General features: G+C 47.4%; 17 protein-coding genes and 1 pseudogene. 6 read left to right on the top strand and 12 right to left on the bottom strand.

Annotation, left to right across the window (positions count from 1 at the left end):
• From D8S85_RS15105 to D8S85_RS15055, 10 genes and pseudogenes are all read right to left on the bottom strand, one after another.
• Positions 1-633 carry a hypothetical protein gene (locus D8S85_RS15105; protein ID WP_127075342.1) on the bottom strand — a complete coding sequence of 211 codons (633 nt, stop codon included), beginning with the start codon at positions 631-633 and terminating at the stop codon, positions 1-3.
• Positions 630-1,229 (bottom strand): hypothetical protein, encoded by a 600-nt coding sequence (locus D8S85_RS15100; protein WP_004309359.1) that lies wholly within the window; start codon positions 1,227-1,229, stop codon positions 630-632. Before D8S85_RS15100 ends, D8S85_RS15105 begins: the two co-directional genes overlap by 4 nt.
• A gap of 31 nt (positions 1,230-1,260) precedes the next feature.
• Complete coding sequence (locus D8S85_RS15095) at positions 1,261-1,764, bottom strand: DUF4313 domain-containing protein (RefSeq protein WP_004309358.1); 504 nt, start codon at positions 1,762-1,764, stop codon at positions 1,261-1,263.
• A 32-nt stretch (positions 1,765-1,796) separates the two neighbouring features.
• Positions 1,797-2,729, bottom strand: coding sequence for a hypothetical protein (locus tag D8S85_RS15090; RefSeq protein WP_005680490.1), 933 nt, complete (start codon positions 2,727-2,729; stop codon positions 1,797-1,799).
• A gap of 89 nt (positions 2,730-2,818) precedes the next feature.
• Complete coding sequence (locus D8S85_RS15085) at positions 2,819-3,106, bottom strand: hypothetical protein (protein ID WP_005680491.1); 288 nt, start codon at positions 3,104-3,106, stop codon at positions 2,819-2,821.
• Between the two features lie 7 nt (positions 3,107-3,113).
• Positions 3,114-3,434, bottom strand: a complete 321-nt coding sequence (locus D8S85_RS15080) for a hypothetical protein (protein WP_005680492.1) — start codon at positions 3,432-3,434, stop codon at positions 3,114-3,116.
• A gap of 12 nt (positions 3,435-3,446) precedes the next feature.
• The gene (locus D8S85_RS15075; RefSeq protein ID WP_005680493.1) at positions 3,447-3,944 is read right to left on the bottom strand and encodes a hypothetical protein; all 498 of its coding nucleotides are present in this window, start codon (positions 3,942-3,944) and stop codon (positions 3,447-3,449) included.
• A gap of 226 nt (positions 3,945-4,170) precedes the next feature.
• Positions 4,171-7,172: pseudogene (locus D8S85_RS15065) on the bottom strand (N-6 DNA methylase).
• Positions 7,173-7,251: 79 nt separating this feature from the next.
• A complete protein-coding gene (locus D8S85_RS15060) occupies positions 7,252-8,190 on the bottom strand; it encodes a hypothetical protein (protein ID WP_005680496.1) in 939 nt (312 codons plus the stop codon).
• A 19-nt stretch (positions 8,191-8,209) separates the two neighbouring features.
• Positions 8,210-9,037: a DUF4121 family protein gene (locus D8S85_RS15055; protein WP_005680497.1), complete on the bottom strand. Its 828-nt coding sequence runs from the start codon at positions 9,035-9,037 to the stop codon at positions 8,210-8,212.
• A gap of 544 nt (positions 9,038-9,581) precedes the next feature.
• On the opposite strand from D8S85_RS15055, the gene D8S85_RS15045 reads away from it, so the two are divergent.
• The gene (locus tag D8S85_RS15045; RefSeq protein WP_106481389.1) at positions 9,582-10,949 is read left to right on the top strand and encodes a S28 family serine protease; all 1,368 of its coding nucleotides are present in this window, start codon (positions 9,582-9,584) and stop codon (positions 10,947-10,949) included.
• On the opposite strand, the gene D8S85_RS15040 is transcribed toward D8S85_RS15045, so the two are convergent.
• Positions 10,938-12,161, bottom strand: a complete 1,224-nt coding sequence (locus tag D8S85_RS15040) for a 3-deoxy-D-manno-octulosonic acid transferase (protein WP_228423244.1) — start codon at positions 12,159-12,161, stop codon at positions 10,938-10,940. The genes D8S85_RS15045 and D8S85_RS15040 overlap by 12 nt on opposite strands.
• 158 nt (positions 12,162-12,319) lie before the next feature.
• Here D8S85_RS15040 and D8S85_RS15035 point away from each other — a divergent pair, with 158 nt between their 5' ends.
• From D8S85_RS15035 to D8S85_RS15015, 5 genes are all read left to right on the top strand, one after another.
• Positions 12,320-13,513 carry a DUF4252 domain-containing protein gene (locus D8S85_RS15035; protein ID WP_106481387.1) on the top strand — a complete coding sequence of 398 codons (1,194 nt, stop codon included), beginning with the start codon at positions 12,320-12,322 and terminating at the stop codon, positions 13,511-13,513.
• 220 nt (positions 13,514-13,733) lie between these two features.
• Positions 13,734-15,161 (top strand): efflux transporter outer membrane subunit, encoded by a 1,428-nt coding sequence (locus D8S85_RS15030; protein ID WP_228423243.1) that lies wholly within the window; start codon positions 13,734-13,736, stop codon positions 15,159-15,161.
• Positions 15,162-15,187: 26 nt separating this feature from the next.
• Positions 15,188-16,279 (top strand): efflux RND transporter periplasmic adaptor subunit, encoded by a 1,092-nt coding sequence (locus tag D8S85_RS15025; RefSeq protein ID WP_106481386.1) that lies wholly within the window; start codon positions 15,188-15,190, stop codon positions 16,277-16,279.
• Positions 16,280-16,411: 132 nt separating this feature from the next.
• Complete coding sequence (locus D8S85_RS15020; RefSeq protein WP_106481385.1) at positions 16,412-19,537, top strand: efflux RND transporter permease subunit; 3,126 nt, start codon at positions 16,412-16,414, stop codon at positions 19,535-19,537.
• Between the two features lie 369 nt (positions 19,538-19,906).
• Positions 19,907-20,905, top strand: coding sequence for an IS110 family RNA-guided transposase (locus D8S85_RS15015; protein WP_106625029.1), 999 nt, complete (start codon positions 19,907-19,909; stop codon positions 20,903-20,905).
• Positions 20,906-21,145: 240 nt separating this feature from the next.
• On the opposite strand, the gene D8S85_RS15010 is transcribed toward D8S85_RS15015, so the two are convergent.
• Positions 21,146-23,308: a S46 family peptidase gene (locus D8S85_RS15010; protein ID WP_106481384.1), complete on the bottom strand. Its 2,163-nt coding sequence runs from the start codon at positions 23,306-23,308 to the stop codon at positions 21,146-21,148.
• Positions 23,309-23,484: the final 176 nt, after the last annotated feature.

Genomic DNA, 23,484 nt, shown 5'->3' with positions numbered 1-23,484 from the left:
TCATTCGTTGTTTGAGGTATGTTTATTATAGATTTCCCGTTTATATTCGTAGTCCCGGCTGTTCCACCACCGGCCTGCCGCATCGACAAATGTCTGCGGACTTTCGGCAGGCGGACAGTCACAGACTTTCAACCCTGTGATTTGTTCTTTTGACTCAAGACCACATGACTCCCACCAGGACTGCATCTTTTGTGTGAATTCCGCTTTGGTACAGAAAAAGGTCTGGTCAACGCATTCTTCACACCATTTGCCGTCACACCAGTGCCCGTCATTGTCATCATACACATAGCTGATACGTTCATCCGTGTTGGCGTTTATCCATACTTGAATTTCCAACTGCCGTGAGCCGCATTCTTTGCATACAAGGATGTCGGAATCGTCCGGTTCTTTTCGGAAAGCCCTGCCGTCATAAAGCGTAACGGCACGTTCAACAAGTAACTTCTGATAGTTCTCCGACAATCCGGCAAAGAACCGTTCCGCGGCACCGAAAATGGCATTGTCTGCCGACACGGACCATTTATCCCAAAAGTGCCGGTACATATCTCCAAATACTACCTTGCATTCTTCCTTGCTCCAGGCGTTCCACATGTAGTGGAAGAAACTGGAGACTGCATTTTCCGCCTGATATTTCATGGTTCTTCCGTTTTGGGTTCAACATCTTTTGTCTCTTCCAATTGCCGCCATGCAGCATCGTACATTTCATGGAGCCAGTCTATATTCCTTGCGCCGAGTTCAAACGGGCCGTAGCATTCCACCTCATCACCGCTTTCTTTCTCTTCGGCAATGACGGTCAGGCTGCCCTCCATTATCCGGACACCCGTTACCCGGCATTCATACGGGTCTCCGTTTTTCCCGAACCAGATTATCCATACCGGGTCATCTTCCCGGTTCGTAAAGGCAAGTTCCGCCAGTGAGTGCGCCTGAAGCAACTGCCGTATCGCTTCAATGATGCCATTACGTAGTTCCTCAATCCGGTCGCTGAAATTCATCGCGATGTATTTTGCCCGGGCTTTCCTGCCCGTTTCCTTGATCGAGAGTATCTGCGATTCGGGATGGATGCCGAAGTTCCAGTCCGTTACCTCGTCATCATCGCGTGTCGTGTGGATATTGCCGCCCAGTACCAGACCGCAGTCTTCCTCTACCATTCTTTTTGCTTCTTCGCGGTTCCCTGCCGCTACCATGTAAGTGCCCTCGAAGGCGTATCTTACCCTTACTTCATATTTTGCCATACTCCTATAATTGGGTTGTTGATTGTTGATGTTACATGATTGATTGTTGTCCTGATTCCTCGAAGTATGCCGGTGATATCCGGTACAGTTCGGGAAGGTTCAGTTTTACCATCGGGTATTCCACCCATCCGCTCCTGCGCCTGTAACCCGTATCTTCGGCAAGATTGTATCTTATGAGAAAGTCCATCGCTTCCGGATTGTTGTTGATGTCAACAAATGCCTTGTCGGGAATCCCGAAGGCCGGAAAGTCCTCCAGATTGACGGTCAGTACCGTATAAGCTTCCCCGGTCTTCGGTACTTCCAGGCTCAAGGCAAGCCAGCCATTCGGATAAAACCCAGGGACAAGTTTCAATTTTCTTTTATGGTATGGATATGTCTTGCCATGCCGGTTCTGACCGGAATCCATGATTTCGAAATCTTCTTCGCCTTCAGTAAATGACCGCATCGGGCAGGATACATCATAATAGCAGCCGTCTTCGTGACAGCACAGGTATTCCTTTCCTTCGGAGAGGATGATGACATATTTCTTTTCCATGACTTTATGATTTTAATGGTGGATACTTGATTTTATGAGGCGACAAGGCTTATCCTCTCACCGAAAAAGGAGTCATCCACCCCGTACACATGCCGGATGGAGCATTCATACTTGGAACGTTCGTCATCCAGCCGGAAACGGAAACCGTGATAGTCTTTCACTTCCAATTTCAGCCTTACGTCTTTCTTCAGTTCCATTTCAAGCAGGCTTCCGCCGCCATATGTTGAACTGAAAAGTCCGCAACAGTTGCCTTTGGGGATAACGACCTCTTCCAATGAAAAGCCGGCTTCATACAGTTCTTTCAGGTTCACCCTGCCTATATAGGTCAGCAGGTTTGCCCCGCAGCAGGAATTGATAAGCTCCTCATAGAACTGTTCGTATGAGACCTGCTCCCTGCCGTTCCGGTTTTTACGGTTCGGGAAACGCCCGTAGGCCTTGTAGCCGTGCTTTGTCAGGATTTTCTTTACTCTCGCCGGATTGAGGTTCAGGCTGTCCACCATGTCCCCGAAATAGGACTCCTCGTACCTGTAACCGCCCTGCGATTCAAACCAGTGGGAGTTGATGCAGTCATAGTTGGAAAGCATCTCCACCCGGATGGGGATGTCGTCCGTATGCATTATCAGCTCCTTTATCACATCCGAATCATTTCGGCTGTAAATCTCGTCACGGATTTCATCTTCGTGCTCATCGAAGAAGTCATCCACATCCTCTTCGTCAAAGTCATTAAAGACGGTACATTCCTCTTTCAGTTTCGCGATGATTCCACGGACAGCCTCCCATTCGGCATCGCTGTACCACACGTCTGCCTCTTCCCACAAATGCTCACGGCTCTTGCTGTCAAGGCATTTTTGAATCAGGCCGCGGTGGTTGTCAAGATTGTCATCATAGTCCGTCCATACCAGCGTATAGGCCGGTTCCATCAGGGATTTGATGAAATCCAATGTCAATGTTTTCTGTTCATCCATTTCTGTTACCTGTGTACGGCAGGGTTCCTTTTCCCGTACATACCGTTATAAATGACAGAAGCGGCCTTCAAGCCGCCTCCGTGTGTTTCCTAACCATATAGTTCCTTCACGATCTTGTCGTATATTTCCTTTGCCATTTCCGTATTCCGGTTGAAGTGGAAATAAGCCGTGTATCTGTATCCTGTTCTTGGCACTCCTCCGCACTGCTGTATCGCCCTGTCTATCTCCCAGTCGATATCACCTATGCCGAGGGATATGCTTGTGCCATGCAGCATACATCGGGCAAGTTTCAGCGCGGAATCCTTCCTGTCGTCCTTGCGGAGCCTGTCGAAAGCCATCAGCGCGATTTCCCTGTTGCTTATCGTTATGGTGTCCATATCCTGTTCAGTTTAGTGTCAGACTGTCTTTATTCCGTTCCCTGTTGCGGCTTGCCAGTATCCCGAAATGGATGCTGAATATGCGCCGGCTGAAGCAGACAGGGGAATTGTATTCCATACGTTGCCACAGCGTGAAGTGGTTGCCGGAGAACGACCACCTGAAATATCCTGACAGCGAGCCGAATTGCGGATTGGTATTCCTGTTTATCAGGAACCTGTTCACATCCACGATGTGCCTTGCCGTCAGGAGAATGTTCAGGATCTCCACGAACGCCATTTGCGAGTAGGGGTCAACCGGCATTACCGGTCCTTTGAAGTTGATTTCCATCCTGTATATGTTTTAATCGTAATTGTCATCGAATACCTCGAAGTGGGGAATGCCCGTGTCGAAGTAATTGCTTGATATGCCCGGGTAGTACGGCAGGCTGTCATCCCCGCTGTCCGGGCATGGCTCATCACCGGTATAGGCCGTGTTCCCGAAAAGTTCGATGTAATGCGCCACCAGCAGGTGTGCATCTTCCGTGCTTATGTCATGCCCGTAGCGGTCACACCAGTCGAAGAAACAATCCTTGTCGGGTTCTTCCAGCTGTTCCATCGCTTCCCGTATCTCAAAAAAGTTGGGGCACAGCCATTCCATGTTGATGAGTGAGTCCGGAATGTCCTCCCATTTCATGTACCTGTATTCCGGTGTCTCCTCTTCGGCGAACAGTTCGGAACAGGTGCACAGGAATTCCCCCATGTCGCCGAAGTCAGACATCTGCAACCAGTTGTCCTTCTCCTGCCTTGTGTCTATGAGATGCTGCGTGGTCACTGCCACTTCCGCTTGATTCAAGTCCATAATTCTTCATTTATCAGTTAATGATTGGAACCGGGGATTTCATTCCACAGGCTCCAAAAGGTCCGCACCCCGGCAGCGCAGGGTTTTTCGGGGAAATACCGGAGCCCCCGGCGAGGATGATTTCCCCGAAAACCGCCTGCGGCCTGACCTTGCCCTGCCGGTAAGGGGGTGGGCTACCTTTGCCTGTGGAATGGAATCTGCGGTTTCCCATTAGTTTTCCCTTTTTTCAATTCATTATGCGCTGGCTTCCCCAGCTGATGTGTATCCTGCCTTCGCTGTCGCACTCCCTTACCAGCAGGCTCTCGATGACGGACATGGTGACGTCGAACTCCTCGAAGATCTCGGACTGTTCCTTGACCTCACCCGTCTTGATGAACTCGTTCAGCCGTTCCTTCGTAAGTACCAGCGCCATTAGGTTCTGCTCCACGGAATCCTTATAGGTGACATAATGCACGTCCTTCTGCTCTTTGGAGTCAAGACGGATAAATCGGAAATAGAACTGTTCCATCTTCGGGATGTTCCATTGCAGGGATTCCAGTATCACGTCGTTGCAGGTGGGTATGTTCACCGAACTGCTCAGGCTCTGCTGCGTGCAGACCAGTATGCCGTTGACGGTGGAATCGAACTCCGTCACAACGCTTTGTCGTTTCTTGAACGCCACGTCTCCCTTGACCACGAATACAGGACGCTCCGGGAAACATTCGCGGAGACGCTTCTCGTAAAGGTCGAATGCGGCTATGGACGTGCAACCGACAGCCACCTTGCCGGGTATCTTCCGCACCAGCCTTTCGATATACTTTGTCTTGTTCGGAATTCCGTCGCCGGAATAGCCCTCTATCAGGTGGGGGACGGAACAGGCCTTGATGAGCAGCTTGATCTGGCGCATAAGCCGGAGACCGGCATCCTTCTTCGTGTCACCCGTGCTGTTGTAATACAGCTCGCAGATGCGGCAGAACTCCTCGATGATGACACGGTAAACCTCACGCTCGCCGTCGGACGGGCTGACGGTATGTGTCCGTATCCTGTATTTCTCGCCCGCGAAATCCCTGAACTTGCGGGTGATGACGGTCTTGCCGATAAGCTCTGCCAGTTCCTCCTTGTTATAGACATCCTGGTTCTGTTTCTCAATGCCGAAGACGGTGGATTTTCCCGGACAATGGCAGGCACGGAAAAGCACATGCCCCCTGAAAGCCGAGAACGGTTCGCCGTAATGGGGATTTGTGTCTTCCTCTATCTCCTTGTCCTTGTTATCGTGGTACACCCGGCCGCTCCAACAAATCATATTGACGGAGTTGTTATAGAGCAGTTCGAACTGGCTGTACAGTTCCGCGATATTGTTGCGGGTGGTCGTGCCGGTGTCGAGTATCTTGTACCTGAGACGGCGGAAGAGGCAGAGGATATGCCTTGTCCGCTGTGACGACGGGTTGGTTATCTCGTCCGACTCGTCGAAAACGAGGCACAGTTTTCTTGAGGTGCGCTTGACAAACCTTGCCAGCCCCCGTTTCAGCTTGCTGAGCATGGAGGTGGAGAGGATGAGGAACACGCCTTCCGGCACCGTTTCCAGGTCGGCATTGCACCTTGCCACACGGAACTGTTCCCTGTTCATTGAGAGGAAGGGTATCCATGTCATGTTGGTGGCGATGGCGGGAGCCAGTATGACGGCATTCCGTACCTTGCGGTATTTGAGCAGGTACTTAGCGCGGTGGTACACGGCGGCCGTCTTGCCCGAGCCTTGCTGCCAGTTCAGCAGCGCATAGCGTTTCTGCAGGACAAGGTTAAGGTCGTGTTTCTGGAGCGTGGTGAACTCACATACGTCACCGTCCTTGTTGATGAAGGTCGTGCGGTCAAGGTATTCTTTCAGCCTGTCATCTTCCTCCATCTCCGGGAACTGCCGGTCCTGCATTTCATACTCTCTCCGCTTGCGCCGTATCAGTTTCTCCGCCGCACGGATTTGGCGCATGTTCTTTTCTGTCGGCACTTCCGGCATGGGCAGTTCGGCACGCTCCAGCACGAGGTCGTTGATACTTGCCGCCTTGTGCGGAACTTTGTCCAACAGACGCGGCGCATATTGTTTCAGTTTGAATCCGTATGAGGTCTTCACCAACGCCACTTCCTTGCGAGGTACAGTATTTTGCGAGGTGATGTACCTGCGGATGACAGCAAGCACTTTCTTCGGGGTCAGCTTGTTCTTCTCCCATTGGTTCACCTGTTCCCGTGTGGCGTTCCCGGGCGGTTTCTGGTTGCGGAATTTCGTGACCAAAGCCTCCGTCTTGCCGATATACCTGTTCAACTTGGCGTGTACCTTCAACTCGTACATGTACTTGGCAAGTCTGTACTCGAACAGTTCAAGCTCTTCCTTGTCGATCCTGTTGGTCTCGCGCATCAGGTCGAAACGCAACCGGTGTTTCATAGCCCTTGCCCCGCCGATGCGTTTTTTCAATTCTTCCACCGTTATGAATTCCTCCGCGCTGTAAGCCCGCATCCCGATGTGGACCGATTTACGGAGAAATACCATAATCTTCGTATTGAAATCATGGACTCCGGTTGCAGCAAAGGCTGACGGGGCCAGCTTCGTCTGACCGACAAAGGAGAAATTACTGTTTATGCCGGCTATCCGTGTCTTTTCCCAGAATCCGCTCTGCATGAAAGAGCCAGGCACGATTATCATCAGGATTCCTGCCGGATTAAGCACATCATAAGCCTTGTCCATATAGTATTCCTGCGACAGTTTGTAGTCGAACTTCAGGTTGAAAGGAGGATTGCCGATGACAATATCGAAGCGTTGTTCCGGATAGTATTGCCGGAGGTCGCATTTCTCGATATGCGCGTCAGGATAGAGGTATCGTGCCACGGAAACGGCCTTGCCGTCTATGTCGAAGCCGTAGGCGTTATGCAGGTTGGGCAGGTGGTTGAAGAAATTGCCCATGCCGCAGCACATGTCAAGTATCATTTCCGAGGAGGTGGGAGAAAGCATATCCGCCATGTCCCGGCATACTTCATGCGGGGTGAAGAACTGTCCCATCTCGGATTCCTTCTTCGCTTCGGCGTACTCGTGGTAATTGGCAAAATCGGACTGCTTGAGGTTGTGCAGTCCTCCGATGCCGGTGTAGCAGTTGTAGATGCTCTCCGCCGGAATGAGGTCCTTGCCGGAGTCTATGGCGAAAAGTATCTTTTCGTTGACCTCGGCACGCATACCTTGCGGGATCTGTTGGGGATGATGGCATACATGGCTTTATCTGTTTATCGTTGAAAATGAAAACACCCCGCAAGGATCGGCTTACGGGGTGTTGTGGGATTCTTCTCATGGTCAGTTCTCTCTTTGAGTGATTTCATCCAGCCGGAGACGTTTGAAGCAGTTCCCAGCTGCCGCGCTGTCCTTGAACCGGACATCGATGCGTCCGTTCTTGTAGAACCGGATCTGCTCGGCATTGGTGGTCGTGAGGTCGTACCAGTCAGTGACGGAAACATCGTTGTCATCGAAACGGATGATCATCTTTGAATTCCCGTTCAGTATGTCGTCCGCACCGTAGGCGATGCCGGCGCACAGGGTTTCCAAATCCCCGCCATAGTTGTAACTGATTTTGCACCTGTTGTTGTATTGTATGTAATAATCGTCGAAACGGATGATTTCGGGAAATACAATCCTGTCCTTCTTCAGCTCCGTCTTGACTTTACTCCAGCAGGAAGGTTTGACGACTCTGGCAACCCTGGCAAGAAGTTCCTCCACCGCCGTTTCCCGGAAACTCTTGCCACCCAGGTGTTCGATAACCACATCTACATATGTCCCATAGACAGGACGGGAGCCCATCTGAAGGGTCTTTTCGTCTATTTTATATTCAGGGACCGACACGTTGTAAGTCCTGTTGAAATAAGAAATGATGCGGCCCGCAAAGTTCGCGTTGGCGTTGCGGTTCTTATCCACCAGGTCATTGATCAGGTCGAACGGCTTGAACTCGTTGTGAGAATAGTCGTCCCTGTTGTTATGGTAAGTATAGAAATCCCGCATGGACACCTTGCCGTTCTCCTCGTAATGGAACTTGCGCTCGGCTTGATACTGTTCTGCCTCCTCCTTGAAGACGGCGTACCAACGGTCAATCTGGTCGAGTGTCTTGTAAAGCAGTTCTTGCTGCATCTGGCAATAGAGCCGGTCTTGTTCCGTAATCTTGTCCTCGTTTCTCACTTGTACGCTCAGGATACCGGAAAGCAGGTCGGGAGCGTTACCGGCCTTGGTCACTGTCGTTTGCATATCTGTTGGATTTTAAGTGTTAGAAATTATCTGGTTTGATTCGGTAGAAGTACGTGATGTGCTTTTCCATGTCCTTGACTATCTTGACCTGTTCGGGGTGGAAGTTGAGCCTCCGTTCTTCGGCAGGGGCATCAACCGTTTTCCACTCGGCGGAAGGTAGAAACACATATTCCCGACGGAAACACCATAACACGATTTGATTTTCCCAATTTCCCTTGAACACCGTTCCTTCGTAGTCCTTCAGGAACTGCCAGAACTCGGCTTCATCCCGGAAAGCGATGTCAAAGCCTTGATAGAGGTTGCCGCTTTCCGATTCATCCCTTTTGTTCAGGTAAAACTTCCGGTAGGTCTCTGTCGTGAAATCTCCATACCTGGAATTGGGTTCGGCATAGAACCATAAAGGCACTTTGGCAATGAACGTCACCGAACCGTTGGCGCATGCACCGCAGTGTCCCCAGTCCTTGAACGCTCCTTCCGTCCATTTCAGGAATTTCATGTCCTTCGGATTTACGGAGTGGAACGCTCCGCCGCTGACACTCAGACGGATGCTCCCGCCTTCTTCCCACACGAAAGGAACATAGGGCTGTTCGCATATGGATAGGTATCCTTCCTTTGTACTTTTGCCATCAATAAGAGCGTTCCCGTAATAATCCCCATGTTCGGTTACATATACCAGCCTGTCGCCGATTTGCGGTGTGACTTCAGAGCGTGTCCGCTCGATAAGCTGCACATGATTGTTGGCCATATCCACATCTTTCTGTGTCAGTCCATGTTCATGGTCGTATGAAACATTCCGTTCTTTGAGTGTCTCGATACCGTACTTTTCCTTTGTTGCCTGTTGTAGCATGACAATTATATTTTTTTGTTAGTCCGGCTTTTCGGGGCCGGAGTTCCCGTAACTACAGGCTATGAAAGGCCGTGTCCCGTACATGCAAGGTTGGCGGGAAAAATACCGCAAGCCCTCCGGGCGAGGATGATTTTTCCACGACACCCGGAGGGCTTGACCTTGCTTGTACGAGCAGGACACGGGGTACCTTTGCCTGTGAGTTAGGGGAACTCGGCTTCGGTATGACTGTCATGTCCGATACAGGTTATTTCATTGGTTCATCATGAATTTGTACCCGGAAAACTCCGGTATTCTCAGAAAAAATGCTATCTTTGCATCGAAACAAAGAGTTATTTGAAAGCATGAGGAATATAGTGATTCTGAACAGTCCGGCATTTTCTTATCCGTTGCCCGTTCTCATGCGAGTTGAATGTAATTCGTTGATAGTCAAATAAAATACTTCATACTATCACAAATATACCTTTTTTACACAAAAGTGCGGACGAGACAAGAAAAAACAGAAATAATTTATACCTTGCAGCGCAATAACGCAAAGAACTGAACTATGAGATATGTATTTTCACTTTTCGTAACTCTATTATTAGCTTGCGGATCAGTACTTGCAAACGGTCCGCTGTTACAGAAATTACAGCAAATCAAAGAAATATCCGGTATTCGAGAACTAAAAGTTCAACCTTACACGGAATACTACGAATTCTGGTACGAGCAACCGATAGACCACAATAACCCCTCGAAAGGAACTTTTAAACAACGGGTATTGTTGGGGCATCGGGATTTCAATGCACCCATGGTAGCCATCCTCGAAGGATACGGGATTTATTCCCCGGCAGAAAGCGAGTTGTCAAAACTATTCAACACGAACCAGCTTACCATCGAACATCGCTTTTTCAATAACAGCAAGCCTGAAGGCGAAACCCCATGGGCTGACTTAACCTTGAAACAAGCCGCCACAGACCAGCACGAGATTATTCAAACCTTACGGCAAAAGATATACCCAAATACGAAATGGATATCCACAGGCATCAGCAAAGGGGGACAGACGACCGTCTATCACCGTTATTTCTACCCGGAAGACGTGGAGATAAGTGTACCTTACGTGGCTCCCATTAATTTGGAAAAAATTGATCCCCGGTTAGAGAAATTCCTCTCTAAACTGGGAGGAACCCCGGAAAACAGGAAATTATTGGAAGGTGGCGGGAAAGACATCAAATGGCAAATCTTCGATTTTCAAAAAAGATGTCTTGAGAATTTGAACAAACTCATGCCGCTCATGCAGGAATTAACACAAGCCAAAGGATATTCGTTCAATAAAGTCGGTGGAACAGAACGGGCTTTAAAACTTACCATCCTAGAGTTCCCGTTTGCATTCTGGCAATGGGGAAATAACATCAATAACATGCCTCAACCGGAAGAAGATGATTATAACGAAATATTCAATTACCTGGTGAACGTGTCATCCCCTGATTTCTTTGACGACAAAGCCATTGAAAATTTGCAGGCTTTCTATTATGCTGCTCTAACGGAAACAGGAATGTACGCCTATAATACCAAACCTTTCAAGAAATTCTTCAAGGATGAACCGGAGCCGATCATCACGTTCGACTTCGCCATGCCTAAAGGATATGAAAATACCCCGTTCAACACGCAACAATTACAAAATATTAATCGCTGGTTACAAACCGATGCAGAAAATATTCTTTTCATCTATGGAGGAAGTGATCCCTGGAGCGCCACGGCTGTCGATCTGAAGAAAAACGACAAATGCCGCAAGTACATCAAAGCCAACATGGACCACAAATGTCGCATTGCAAGTTTCGAAAACCTTACCCGTTCTGCCATTATCAAAGTATTGAAATCATGGCTCACGGGGACGGAAGTCGAAGAAGAAATTGAAGAAGTTTTAATCTACTAACTGACGAATAATCACGTCTGTCGCACCAAGTTGTTGATTGACGAACTTTAAAGCACTTTGCCCGGCCGCCTCAGCGATTGCCGGGCTATTTATTAACGAATCCATCAAGGATGTAAATTGCTCTTTATCCGAGATCGAAAACGCCCCACCGCAAGCGATCAAATCAACAGCCTCTTTAAACTTGTGATATTTCGGTCCGAATATAACCGGAATACCATAGATTGCAGCCTCAAGCGTATTGTGAATTCCTTTCCCGAAGCCACCTCCGATATAGGAAATGGAACCATAACGATAAATCGATGACAACACCCCGATCGTATCGACCACGAGAACCTGACATTTCGTCATATCGGCAGTTTCATCCGTATAGCGGGCTACCGACTTACGGCACTTACCCAAAATATCCTTGATATGACTTTCCCCTATTTCATGAGGCACGATAATCCACTTGTAATTTCCTTCCTGTGCATTGATATAATCCAAAATAATATCTTCATCTCCAGGCCAAGTACTTCCACAGACCACGGCCCTCCGGTCATTACAGAAAGCCTCCACCTTTTCAATTCTCTTTGCCGCATCAGCAATCTGCTTTACCCGGTCAAAACGAGTGTCCCCTGTCTGTTGCACGTGAGTAATGCCAATCGTAGACAGCAACTTCACGGATTCTTCATCCTGCACGAAAAGACGAGTAAAGAACCCGAGCATACGACGATGAAGATTCCCCCATTTCTTGAAGAATGGTTGCTCCGGACGGAAAATAGCAGAAATCAAATACGTCTGTACCTGATGTTTATGCAATTCATTCAAATAATTATACCAGTATTCGTATTTCACAAACACGGCTGCATCCGGTTTCCACATTTCCACAAAATGACGGGCATTAGACGGGGTATCTATCGGTAAATAATAAATATAATCGGCCCCTTGGTAATTTTTGCGAATCTCGTATCCGGAAGGAGAGAAAAAGGTCAATAATACTTTCGTGTGAGGCTCTATTTCTTTCAATCTTTCAATCACCGGACGTCCTTGCTCGAATTCCCCTAGCGATGCGGCGTGGAACCATACTAAACGTCCTTTCCCCCGCTCAACTGCCGCCATTCGTTTCCATATACCTTTTCGTCCTTTCACCCATAACGCCGCTTTCTCGTTAAAAAGAGAAGCCACGCCAATAGCACAACGATATGCAATAATTCCCAAATTATACATGACCATTTATGATTTATTTTTCGCTGCCAAAGGTATAAAATTTATTGCCCAATGGTATAACTTTTGTAAATAACGTTAAGCAGGAGAATACCAAACGAGTTATTACATTACATTTACACTCCAAAGAGAAGTATGTGTCAATAAAACATTAAAATAATCAGATTATGAAGATCAAAAGTCTATTCACATGCATGATGATAAGCCTTGTCACAATCCTGCCATTACAGGCTCAGGTCGGCAAGGAAATGAAAGCATTCCGCAATAAGGATGGCATAACCGTAACGATGCTAAATCCATCACTCTACAGTCTTTATAAACAAGGAGATCTATCCCTATCCGCGGAAGAGGCTTTGAAAGATATAAAAGAGATCAACGTGATGCAGGTTGACATGAAACGGACCACCTCAAAGGTTGTTGAAGAAATTTCTCAACGCATCACCCCCATCGTGGAAAATGAAGCGAAATATACACTTGTACGCAGTCACCGGGGAGCTTACAGTCAAGAATATCTCTACGTGACACAACATGAAGAACGTATTACATCTCTCGTCTTATGGAGCGAGGATGCAGAAACACTCTCTATCGTGGAACTCAAGGGTAACATTCAACTGGACAACGTGGATGAAATTGCCAATGCTCTAAAAGTGAAAGGGCTTGATCGCTTAGCTTACATCAATACCCCGACAGATCAAGTTGCATCCGGTTCTGATTTTATCAAGAAATTAGAAGAACGTTTTGGTATAAAAAGAGATTCCATTTTCGGGAAAGATCCTTTTGGTTCATTCCGGGAAAGTTTCGGCAGCATCGATGACATGCTCAAAAAAGCAGAAGAAATGTTCCGCGATATGGGGCCTATGTTTAGCGGAGAATCGGACATGGACGGCATGAGTGAATCCATATCCAACGGACTGGAAGTCATTCAGGAAAACGGGAAAACCCGTATAAAAGTAAATGCCAAAAACTCGGAAGTATCTTACGTGATCGACGGTATCGAATACGTTGCAGACTCCCTTAAAAACGGTATCCCAGACGAAATCGCCACCGTGAACATGATTACTTCCCCGACGAATGCAAAAAAATCATACGTGATAATCAACACAAAACAAAAAAAAGGACAATTTATCAGTTATGCCAACGGCGTGCTGAAATACAAGTACGACAAACAGGAATACACGTTAAATCCCGAGAAACTGGAAGAGCCGGCACTTCTTATCAACAACCGTCTAACAAGACAATTCAATATTGATCCGCTACAGATTATACAGATTCGCCCGGCCTCCGAGCTGGAGCGCCAGTTATTCAGTGCCCCATCAGCACAAGTCATTATCGTAACCGATAAAATGGGCTTTTTCTTCTAACATTTTCTTTTAGGAAACGTATAGCAGCTATAACGAGGGTTGTCTAACAAACCTATTTTGAAACAACTACCTCCCCTACCCCTCCTCACACAGGAGGGGATCTGCTTGGTAATCAACCCTCCCCCTGTGCAAGGGGGAGTTGGAGGGGGTAGTTTGTGGATATCGTAGAAGACTTTTTTTGACACGCCCTCGCTATAAACTAACAATCAACACTCACGTTATGAAATTGGCTGCTATCAAGAGAATGGAAAGTTATTTCCTAACATTATTTCTATCTACCCTTATTCCTTCTACCGGAAATGCTGGGCAATACCTACCCGACCAACCGGAAAAGATCAAGCCGTATAAAAAGGTAAGCGAACAATCGAACCTGCAACAAACTTTACCCTCCAACGATGAATGGTGGCGATTGTTCAAAGATCCGATTCTCGACACGCTTATCAATAAAGCCGTTATCAAGAACCACGACGTGCGGAACGCTATCCGCAAAATAGAGATGGCAAAGGCAAAACTACGAGTTGATCGCAGTCCCTACTATCCGACCATCTATTTTTCAGCCAACTATGCTCCGGAAAAGAGCAGTCTTAGCGCGGATAAAAAAAACATCATCGAACGGAATGGAACCGCCACCGTCAATCTGAATTGGGAACTCGACGTGTTCGGACGAATCCGGAAAGAGAGTTCTTCACAAAAAGAATTTTACCTCGCCGCACAAGAAGATTACCGAGGTGTGATGGTATCTCTCGCCGCACAATTATCCACGGCATACATTAATTTGCGAAGCGCACAAAAACAATTGGAAGTAACCCGTGAAAACATCGAATCGCAGAAGAAGGTCATGGAACTCACCGAATCAAGATTTAAACTCGGACTAGCCTCCCAACTCGATGCGGCGCAAGCGAAAAGTCTTTACCTACAAACCAAAGCCTCATTACCGGGAATCGAATCGACCATTGCCCAACAGATTAACCTGATCGGAGTTCTCATCGGTGAACATTCGGTTGCCATCCGGGACTCGTTACTAAAAATCCGTCCCATTCCGACCAATCCCCGGCAAGCAGCGAACGGGATTCCGGCCAACCTGATCCGGCAGCGTCCTGACGTGCGTTCGGCGGAGAGAACGATCGACGGACTGGCCGAAGCCGTGGGAGCAAGCCGAGCAGACTGGTGGCCTAAATTCCTTGTGACCGGATTCTTCGGTTACTCGTCCGAGAACTTCGAACAATTCACCAACAAGGAAAACATGATTTGGCAAATCGCCCCTTCCATCAAATGGACTATTTTCAGCGGTAGAAACCTGGTGGAATCCAAGAAGTCCGCCCAACTACAACTTGACGAAGAGATCAACTCGTATAATCAAATATTGCTGACCGCCTTGCAAGAGGTGGATAACGCCCTGGTGACTTACAACAAATCACTCCTGCAAATATCCGCCTTGAATGACGCGTTCCAACAGTCACAATTAACGTTGGATTTAGCCATAGAACAATATAAAAACGGATTAACCAGTTACCAAACCGTGTTAAGTTCCCAAATCAGTCTCTTGAATTACGAAAATTCCCTCGTGGAAGCCCGAACAGCCTCTCTTCGCTACTTGATAGAACTTTATCAAGCCCTAGGGGGCGGATGGCCGGTAGGAGAGTTTTAACCTTATGAACTTTATAAACGAATCATATGAAAGCATTTTCTATTATTTGCGTTATTTCCATCCTTCTTTTTGCCGGATGCAGTAAATCGAAGAAACAACAGGAAACGCCCCAGGCGCCCTCGGTAGCCGTTGATCATCCGCAGTTGCGCACAGTGATTTACACGTTCGAATACCCCGGGTACCTACAAGCAGAACAAACGGTTCATCTCGTGGCACGAGTTTCGGGCTACCTGGAATCTTATCAATTTACTCCCGGACAACGGGTTCACGAAGGGCAAACTCTTTTCGTGATCGAACCGCAACCTTATAAAGACAAAGTGACACAAGCCGAAGCGAACGTGGAAAGTAGTAAATCGAAACTTGCCTACACGAAAGCATCCTACGAACGGATGCAGGAAGCCGTGAAGACCAAAGCAATCAGCGAGATTGACTATCTTCAAGCCCAATCCGACTATGGAGAAGCCCTTGCGGCTTACGAAGAGGCCCGGAGTCAGCTAAGTTTAGCCAATATAAACCTTTCGTACTGCATCGTGAAAGCCCCTTTTAGCGGACGAATCTCCCGCAACATGATCGATCCGGGCAATATAGTCGGAACAGATGCCGATAATTCGGCACTAGCAACCATATACAAGGACAACCAAATGTATCTCTATTTCAATATGGCTTACCCGGATTTTGCCCGATTACCCCAAAATACCCCATCCGCTCTTCCGGTTACGATACAAGACGTGAATAATCCTGAAAAAACTTGGGTTGCCGCATTAGATTACAGTTCCCCGAACATTGATCTCAACACGGGAACCCTCAGCCTGCGAGCCATAGCCCGCAACCCGAACGGAGAACTCCTCAGCGGAATGTACGTGAAAGTCATCGTCCCCTACAAAAGTGTCCCGAAAGCGATCGTCATTCCTGAATCGTCCCTCGGCACCAATCAAGGCGGACGCTATGTTTATCTCGTGGGACCGGATGACACCATCGTCTTCCGTCAAGTTGAAGTCGGCGTACTCACTCCCGATGGCATGCGGGAAATCACCGGTGGCCTCACGCTGGAAGATCGCTACGTGACCAAGGCCCTCATCAACGTACGCCCGGGAATGAAAATCAAACCCACGTTATGATTTACGATTTATGATTTTAGATTTTAGATTCCAGACGCGCAAAAACAACGCTTCGAGAATTACAAAATCTAAAATCATACATCGAGAGCATAAACAGAATCCAAAATCATATACCTAAAATCCGAAATAAAAATGTTATCTCGCTTTTTCATCAATCGACCGATATTTGCCACAGTCCTATCCATATTGATCGTGGTTGCGGGAGTGGTCTCGCTGAGATCCCTGCCCGTGGAACAATACCCCACGATAACACCCCCCACGGTAGTCGTGGAAGCACAATATCCGGGAGCAAACGCCACCACCATTGCCCAAATGGTGGCCACCCCGATCGAGCAACAAGTCAATGGAGTAGAAGGAATGCTTTACATGTCATCCACGTCTTCCAGTGCCGGAGTTTATCATCTTACCGTAACTTTCGAGGTAGGAACCGACCTGGACATGGCAACCGTTCTCGTACAGAATCGGGTAAACATGACGCTAAATTCACTTCCTCAAGAAGTGACAAAAATAGGGGTCACCACCACCAAAGAATCCACCAACGTGGTCATGTTTATCACGTTAACCTCCGATAATCCAAGCTATGACGCTCTTTACCTGTCCAACTATGCAGAGTTGAACCTCGTGAACGAATTATCTCGGGTGAAAGGAGTGGGGAGTGTCGGGGAATTCGGAGCCGGGAACTACAGCATGCGTCTATGGCTGAATCCCGACTTGCTGACGATCCGGGGTGTCAGTCCGCAAGAGATCATCTCCGCCATTGAAAGCCAAAACATACAAGTAGCCCCCGGGGCCGTCGGGGCTCCCCCACTTGCCGGTCCTGTAGCTTTCCAATACACGTTGGAAACCCAAGGATTACTGGTCAGTGAAGAAGAATTCGGGAACATCATTATAAAAACGCTCTCTGACGGTAGATACCTACGGCTGAAAGACGTGGCGACCATCGAGCTAGGTAGCCAAACGTACTCGACAAATGCCCTGCTACAAGGCCAGTCTGTGGCCGCCATAGCCATCTATCAACTCCCGGGAGCAAACGCCTTAGACGTGGCCCAACGCGTCAAATCCCGGGTAAACACGTTATCTTCGTATTTACCCGAAGGGGTACACCTGAATATCACGCTCGACACAACCGAATTCATTCACGCGTCAATCAAAGAAATATATAAAACGCTGGGAACAGCTTTTTTACTCGTGTTGATTGTCATTCTGATCTTCTTACAAAACTGGAGAGCCATGCTGATTCCCCTGATCGCCATCCCGGTATCACTTGTCGGGACCTTCACATTCATGGAACTCATGGGCTTTTCCATCAATACCCTAACTCTGTTCGGGCTGGTTTTGGCCATCGGATTGGTCGTGGATGACGCGATCATTATTGTCGAAAACAGCTACCGCCTGATCGAAACCGGGAAATATGCGGACATGAAAGCCGCCGTCACCCAAGCCATGAAAGAGGTGTCGGGAGCTATCGTGGGAATTATCCTTGTCCTCTTGGCCGTATTCATCCCGACCGCATTTATCGGAGGAATCACGGGAATGCTTTACAAACAATTCGCCCTAACCATCGCGGCCGCAACGGTCATTAGCGGATTCAATGCCCTGACGCTAAGTCCGGCATTATGCGCCCTTTTCCTGAAACCGGCCAAACCATCCAATTTCTTCCTGTTCAAGGGATTCAACAAGTTTTTCGAGAAAACCACGAACGGGTACACGTGGGTAGTACAAGGCTTTATCCGGAAATCGGCATTAGCCATACTGGCATTCCTGGTACTCGCCATACTGGCATTCATCGGTTTCTTACGATTACCGACAACTTTCGTTCCAAACGAAGACCAGGGATATTTCATGGTTTCCATGCAACTACCGGATGGCTCTTCCCTCTCCCGCACAGAATCCGCGTCAGCCAAAGCAGGTGAGATACTGAAACAAATCGACGGCGTAAAAACCTATATTGCCATCAATGGCTTCTCCATGATGGATAACGCCCAAAATTCCAACGCGGCCTCCATTTTTGTCATGCTCGAAAACTGGGACAAACGGAAAAGCAAAGCCCTGGGAGTAGATGCCATCACAACACGATTCAATGAACTGGCTTATCTCGAAATTCCGGAAGCGCAAAGTTATGCTGTTTCTCCACCCCCTATCCCCGGTTTGGGAGAAAGTAGCGGATTCGAACTCATGGTGGAAGACATCAACAACTACGGTTCCACCTCCCTGCAACAGGCCGTCAATCATCTGGTTGATGCCGGAAATGAAACGCCCGGTCTGTCCATGCTCCGTTCCACGTTCAGTGCCAGTGTTCCGCAATATTACCTGAACATCGACCGGGACAAGGTTGAATTAATGCAAATTCCGATAGGAAACGTGTTTAATGCTCTCTCGGCATATATCGGCTCCATTTACGTGAATAACTTCGTTAAATATGGCAGGACCTTCCAAGTTAAACTCCAAGGTCTTCCCGATAGCCGGAGGGTAATTGACGACGTTTTGTTCCTAAATGTCAAAAATACACAAGGTGAAATGGTACCCTTCTCTGCCTTCACGACGGTAGAACAACGTTTGGGGACAGAACTTCTTCCCAAATACAACACCTATTCGGCAGCCTCCTTGTCCGGAAGTGCAGCCTCAGGATATAGTTCCGGTCAAGCCTTAACCATCATGCAACAGGTATTTGAGCAGGAATTAGGCAACACGTTCGGTTACGAATGGACCGGACTGGCCTACCAGGAAGAGAGTGCAGGATCGACCACGACAATGATTTTCATACTCGCCATTCTCGTGGCTTTCCTCATTCTTGCTGCCCAATATGAAAGCTGGACTTCGCCGTTCGCGGTAATTATGGGATTGCCCATTGCCCTGCTGGGAGTTGTCATCGGATGTCTCGCGATGAATCTTCCGATCAGTGTCTACACACAAATCGGTATCATCCTGCTAATTGCCCTAACCGCCAAGAATGCCATTCTGATCGTGGAATTCGCACGGGATTATCGAAGTGCCGGAAAACCCATCTCCGAAGCTGCCATTGAAGCCGGAAAGGTTCGTTTACGCCCGATCCTGATGACCTCATTCGCGTTCATCCTCGGTGTTTTCCCGTTGGTCGTTTCCAGCGGAGCCGGGGCAGCAAGTCGAATCTCGTTAGGAATAGCCGTCTTTGCCGGCATGTTGATGACTTCGTTAGCGGGTACTCTTTTCATGCCCAATTTCTACTATGTCATGCAGTCTTTACAAGAAAGACTAACCCCAAAAAGGCTGAAATCCTAAGGAAATTTTACAGTCAACAAACTCCCTCCCGGCTTCGCCGTGCTCCCTCTATAAACAGAGGGAGAGCTAAGTAACTCACCATCTTCGGGAAGAAGTACCAACTCTCCCCCTGTGTAACCTTAGCTTTGTATCATGAAAAGTAAATGGAATAAAAAAGTAATATTTATATTTGTAAAGTATGAACTAATTTGAAAGAAAGGAAACCGAGGTGTGAACCGTGAGCTGTGTTTGAAAACAGCTTCATCCCCCTATTTGGACACCTTGGCTTTCTTGAACGGGGACCTGTATAAGAAATTAACTTTCTTGTTGTTAAGGTTTTTAGGTGACGTTCAATATCCTTTCCCTCTTCAAATTGCTAAACACAAAGATATGGAAAACTTTTATTTTATCGGGGTAGACGTTAGTAAAAAGAAACTTGATTTTTGCGTGTTGCTAAACGGCACGATAGTTCTTGAAGAAGTAGTAAACAATAACATCCCGTCGATACGTCGTTTCCTGGAAACGTTCTTGGTTGATTTTAAAACCTCGATCGATAACCTGCTAGTCTGTGCCGAGCACACGGGGCAGTACACCTTCCCCCTGTCAATCGCTTGCCAGTCTCTCTCTTGTGGTTTATGGCTTGAAAATCCAGCGCAGATCAAGTATTCTTCGGGCTTCTCACGTGGGAAGAATGACAAGGTCGATGCTCACCGAATCGCTCGCTACGCCTCTCGTTTCAGTGACAACGCTCGTTATTACCAGCGTCCTCGGGAAGAGATCGAGCGCCTCAAGCAGTTAAGGAACGAGCAAGACCTTTACAAGTCGGACTTGGCCAAGTACAAGGGGCAACTCTCCGACCAACGAGAGTTCATGCTTGATCGAGTCTATCAAGAGAAGGCTCAAAGACTGGAACGGTTGATAGAAGAGCTGGAAAAATTGATCAAAGATATCGATCTACTCGTCGAGACAATTATCCGTTCCTGCCGTGTTCTCTGGCGGCAGCGGGAGTTGTTGCTATCAGTCGAGGGGGTTGGGCCGAGTGTCGCCCTTTGCTTGATCATCGAGACTGAAGCGTTCACGCGCTTCGATGATCCCCGCAAGTTCGCCTGTCATGCCGGGGTAGCACCTTTCCGTTACACCTCGGGAAGCAGTCAACATTCCAGGAACAAGGTATCCCAGCGGGCGAACAAGCAAATCAAGACGTTGTTACACATGGCTGCCTTGTCGATCACGGGAAGGAAGTCTGGTGAGTTAAAGGCGTATTACGAGAGAAAGGTTAAGGAAGGAAAGAACAAGATGACGGTCATTAACGCGATCAGGGCAAAGCTGATCGCGAGAATGTTTGCTGTCATCAAAAAAGATCAATTTTATACCCCTGTTTATTCATGAAATATTTGCATAAATCATAAGAATAGGGGGAGTTGGAGGGGGTAGGACGGAAGAGTTTGAGGTAAAACATTGCTTGTGCTCATTTACTATAAAATGGTATATAATTACCATAATTTGATCACACCGTTCCTGTATAAAGAATTGCATAAAACAAATTGGCTAGTCCCAAATAACTGCGATGTTATTTAGGACTAGCCAATATAGCTTTCAATTCAGCCTTTCGACGAGACTACCCGACAATTAAAATACAATCGTCATCTCGTTGATTAAGTTTTGTGCATTCGCGATTTTGTCCACGATGAACAACATGTAACGAGCATCCAAGTTGATACATCTTTGCAAGTTTTCCTCAAAATCAATATCACCGGACATCGCCTCAGAGTTTCCGTCAAACGCGGTTCCGATCAACTCGCCGTTGCCATTGATAACCGGAGAACCGGAGTTACCACCTGTAATATCATTGTTCGTGATGAAGTTCACGGAAATGTTGTCGGCACCGTAACGTCCGAAATCCTTCGCGTGATACAAATCTTTCAATTTTTGCGGAACTTCGAATTCACCACCTTTCGGGCCTTCTTTTTCCATAACACCGGTTAACGTGGTGTAATAATCATAGAACACGGCATCTCTCGGCTTGTAGCTCTTCACGTTTCCATAAGTCAAACGGATCGTAGAGTTAGCGTTCGGAGCCCATACTTTGTTCGGTTCCATTGCCATCAATCCATTCACGAACAAACGATCTCCTTTGGCAATATTGCTACGCATAGCACTCATTTCCTCTCTCAATTTCTGGAAAACCTCGAACAAGCTTGCTCCCGTGATATAGCCCAGATCTTTATTCAATTTTTTCATATCCGGTTTTTCAAGGAACGCGTTCAAACGAGCCTCATCCGTGAAAATAGACTTGTCAGACAATTCTTTAGCGAATTTTTCGTAATTACCTTTGTATTTCTTGTTGATCAAGTTGAACACGTCCGGATGCCATTCAGCAGCCACGTTATCGCTATAAATTTTTAATAACGCTGCTACCAAGTTTTTATCAACATCTTTGTTAAAATCCTTAAAGAAAGCTGCCGCGTTACTCTTGATTGCCTTGAGGTACATTTCTTTCACTTCGGCCGTGTTTTTTGCATCGAAAGCTCTTTCTAAAGTATTACCCACTTGGAAAGCGAATAACGGAACTTCAGCACCTTGCAATCCGGCTTCCTGCATATAAGACATGGCCACGTTATACGGGTGCATTGCCTCGTAACCCTCTTTAATCAATGTCAACGCGTTACCATATTTAGCCTTGCGAGCCGGATCAGCATTCACCCAAGCGGTAAATTCACGTTCAATTCTCTCTTTCTCGCCCATCGTGTTCAAATTCTCCAAAGCGATATTCTGCTCGTGAGAATATTTCCAGTAGTTAGCACATTGTGCATATTTAGACGCGTATTGAATACGAGTGGCAGCCGCAGCGTTCATACCTTCTTTCATGATACGCAACTTCTCGGTACGTACTTTGTAACGAATATCATTGGTTACCTCCATCGTCTCTTTCAATCCAAAGCTGGTCAAGAAACGATCGGTTGTTCCGGGGAATCCCATGATCATGGCAAAATCACCATCTTGTACCCCTTTTGCTGAAACGGGCAAATGATGTTTCGGTTTCAACGGAACATTACTCGTGTTGTAAGGAGCCGGTTCTCCGTCAGGACCCGTGTAGATACGCATCATACAGAAGTCTGCCGTGTGACGGGGCCAAGACCAGTTGTCCGTGTCTCCACCGAATTTACCCATGCTTTGAGCCGGTGCGCCTACTAAACGAACATCGCGGTAAATCTTGTAAACCAACAAGAAGAACTGATTTCCCTCGAACATACTCTGTACTTGAGCGAAAAGGTTGGTTCCTTGTACTGCCTTGGCAGAAATTTGTTTAGAAATAGCGTCAATAGCCACAGCACGTTCTTCTTCTGACATATTATCATTCAAAACGGCATTCACCTGATCGGTCACGTCTTCCATGCGTTGCAGGATAGACGCGGTAATACCGGGATTCGGCAACTCTTCGCTATATTTGTAAGCCCAGAAACCGTTTGACAAGTAATCGTGTTCCACGGTAGAGTGCTTTTGAATCACGCTGAATCCGCAGTGGTGGTTTGTCAACACCAATCCTTTGTCCGAAATAATTTCGCCGGAACAAAAATGCCAGAAAGGACGTCCGTCGTTTCCTAATCCAACGATTGCATCTTTCAATGATGCCTGGTTCACGGAATAAATGTCTTCCGCCGTCAATTTGCAGCCTTGTGCCTGCATCTGCTCGATGTTCTTCCCAAGCAAAGACAAAAGCCACATACCTTCATCCGCCCGCACGATTGACGTTGAAAGCAAAGCAAATACAATAATAAAAACTCTCTTCATCTGTTTAAATTTCACGTTTAATATATAATCTGATCTAATTTAATTCATGTTAAATTGTGCCATCGCCCCACAAACGATCGCGAATATACAATTTAATTCAAAGAAACCTTATGTAACTCACCGTGATTTAATAATATTATAACATTTTACGACACGCGGTCAGAGTGAATATACTT

The organism is Butyricimonas faecalis, from assembly GCF_003991565.1.
Classification (GTDB): domain Bacteria; phylum Bacteroidota; class Bacteroidia; order Bacteroidales; family Marinifilaceae; genus Butyricimonas; species Butyricimonas faecalis.
The sequence above is the reverse complement of the archived record's forward strand: the minus strand, read 5'-3'. Positions and strand labels throughout refer to the sequence as shown.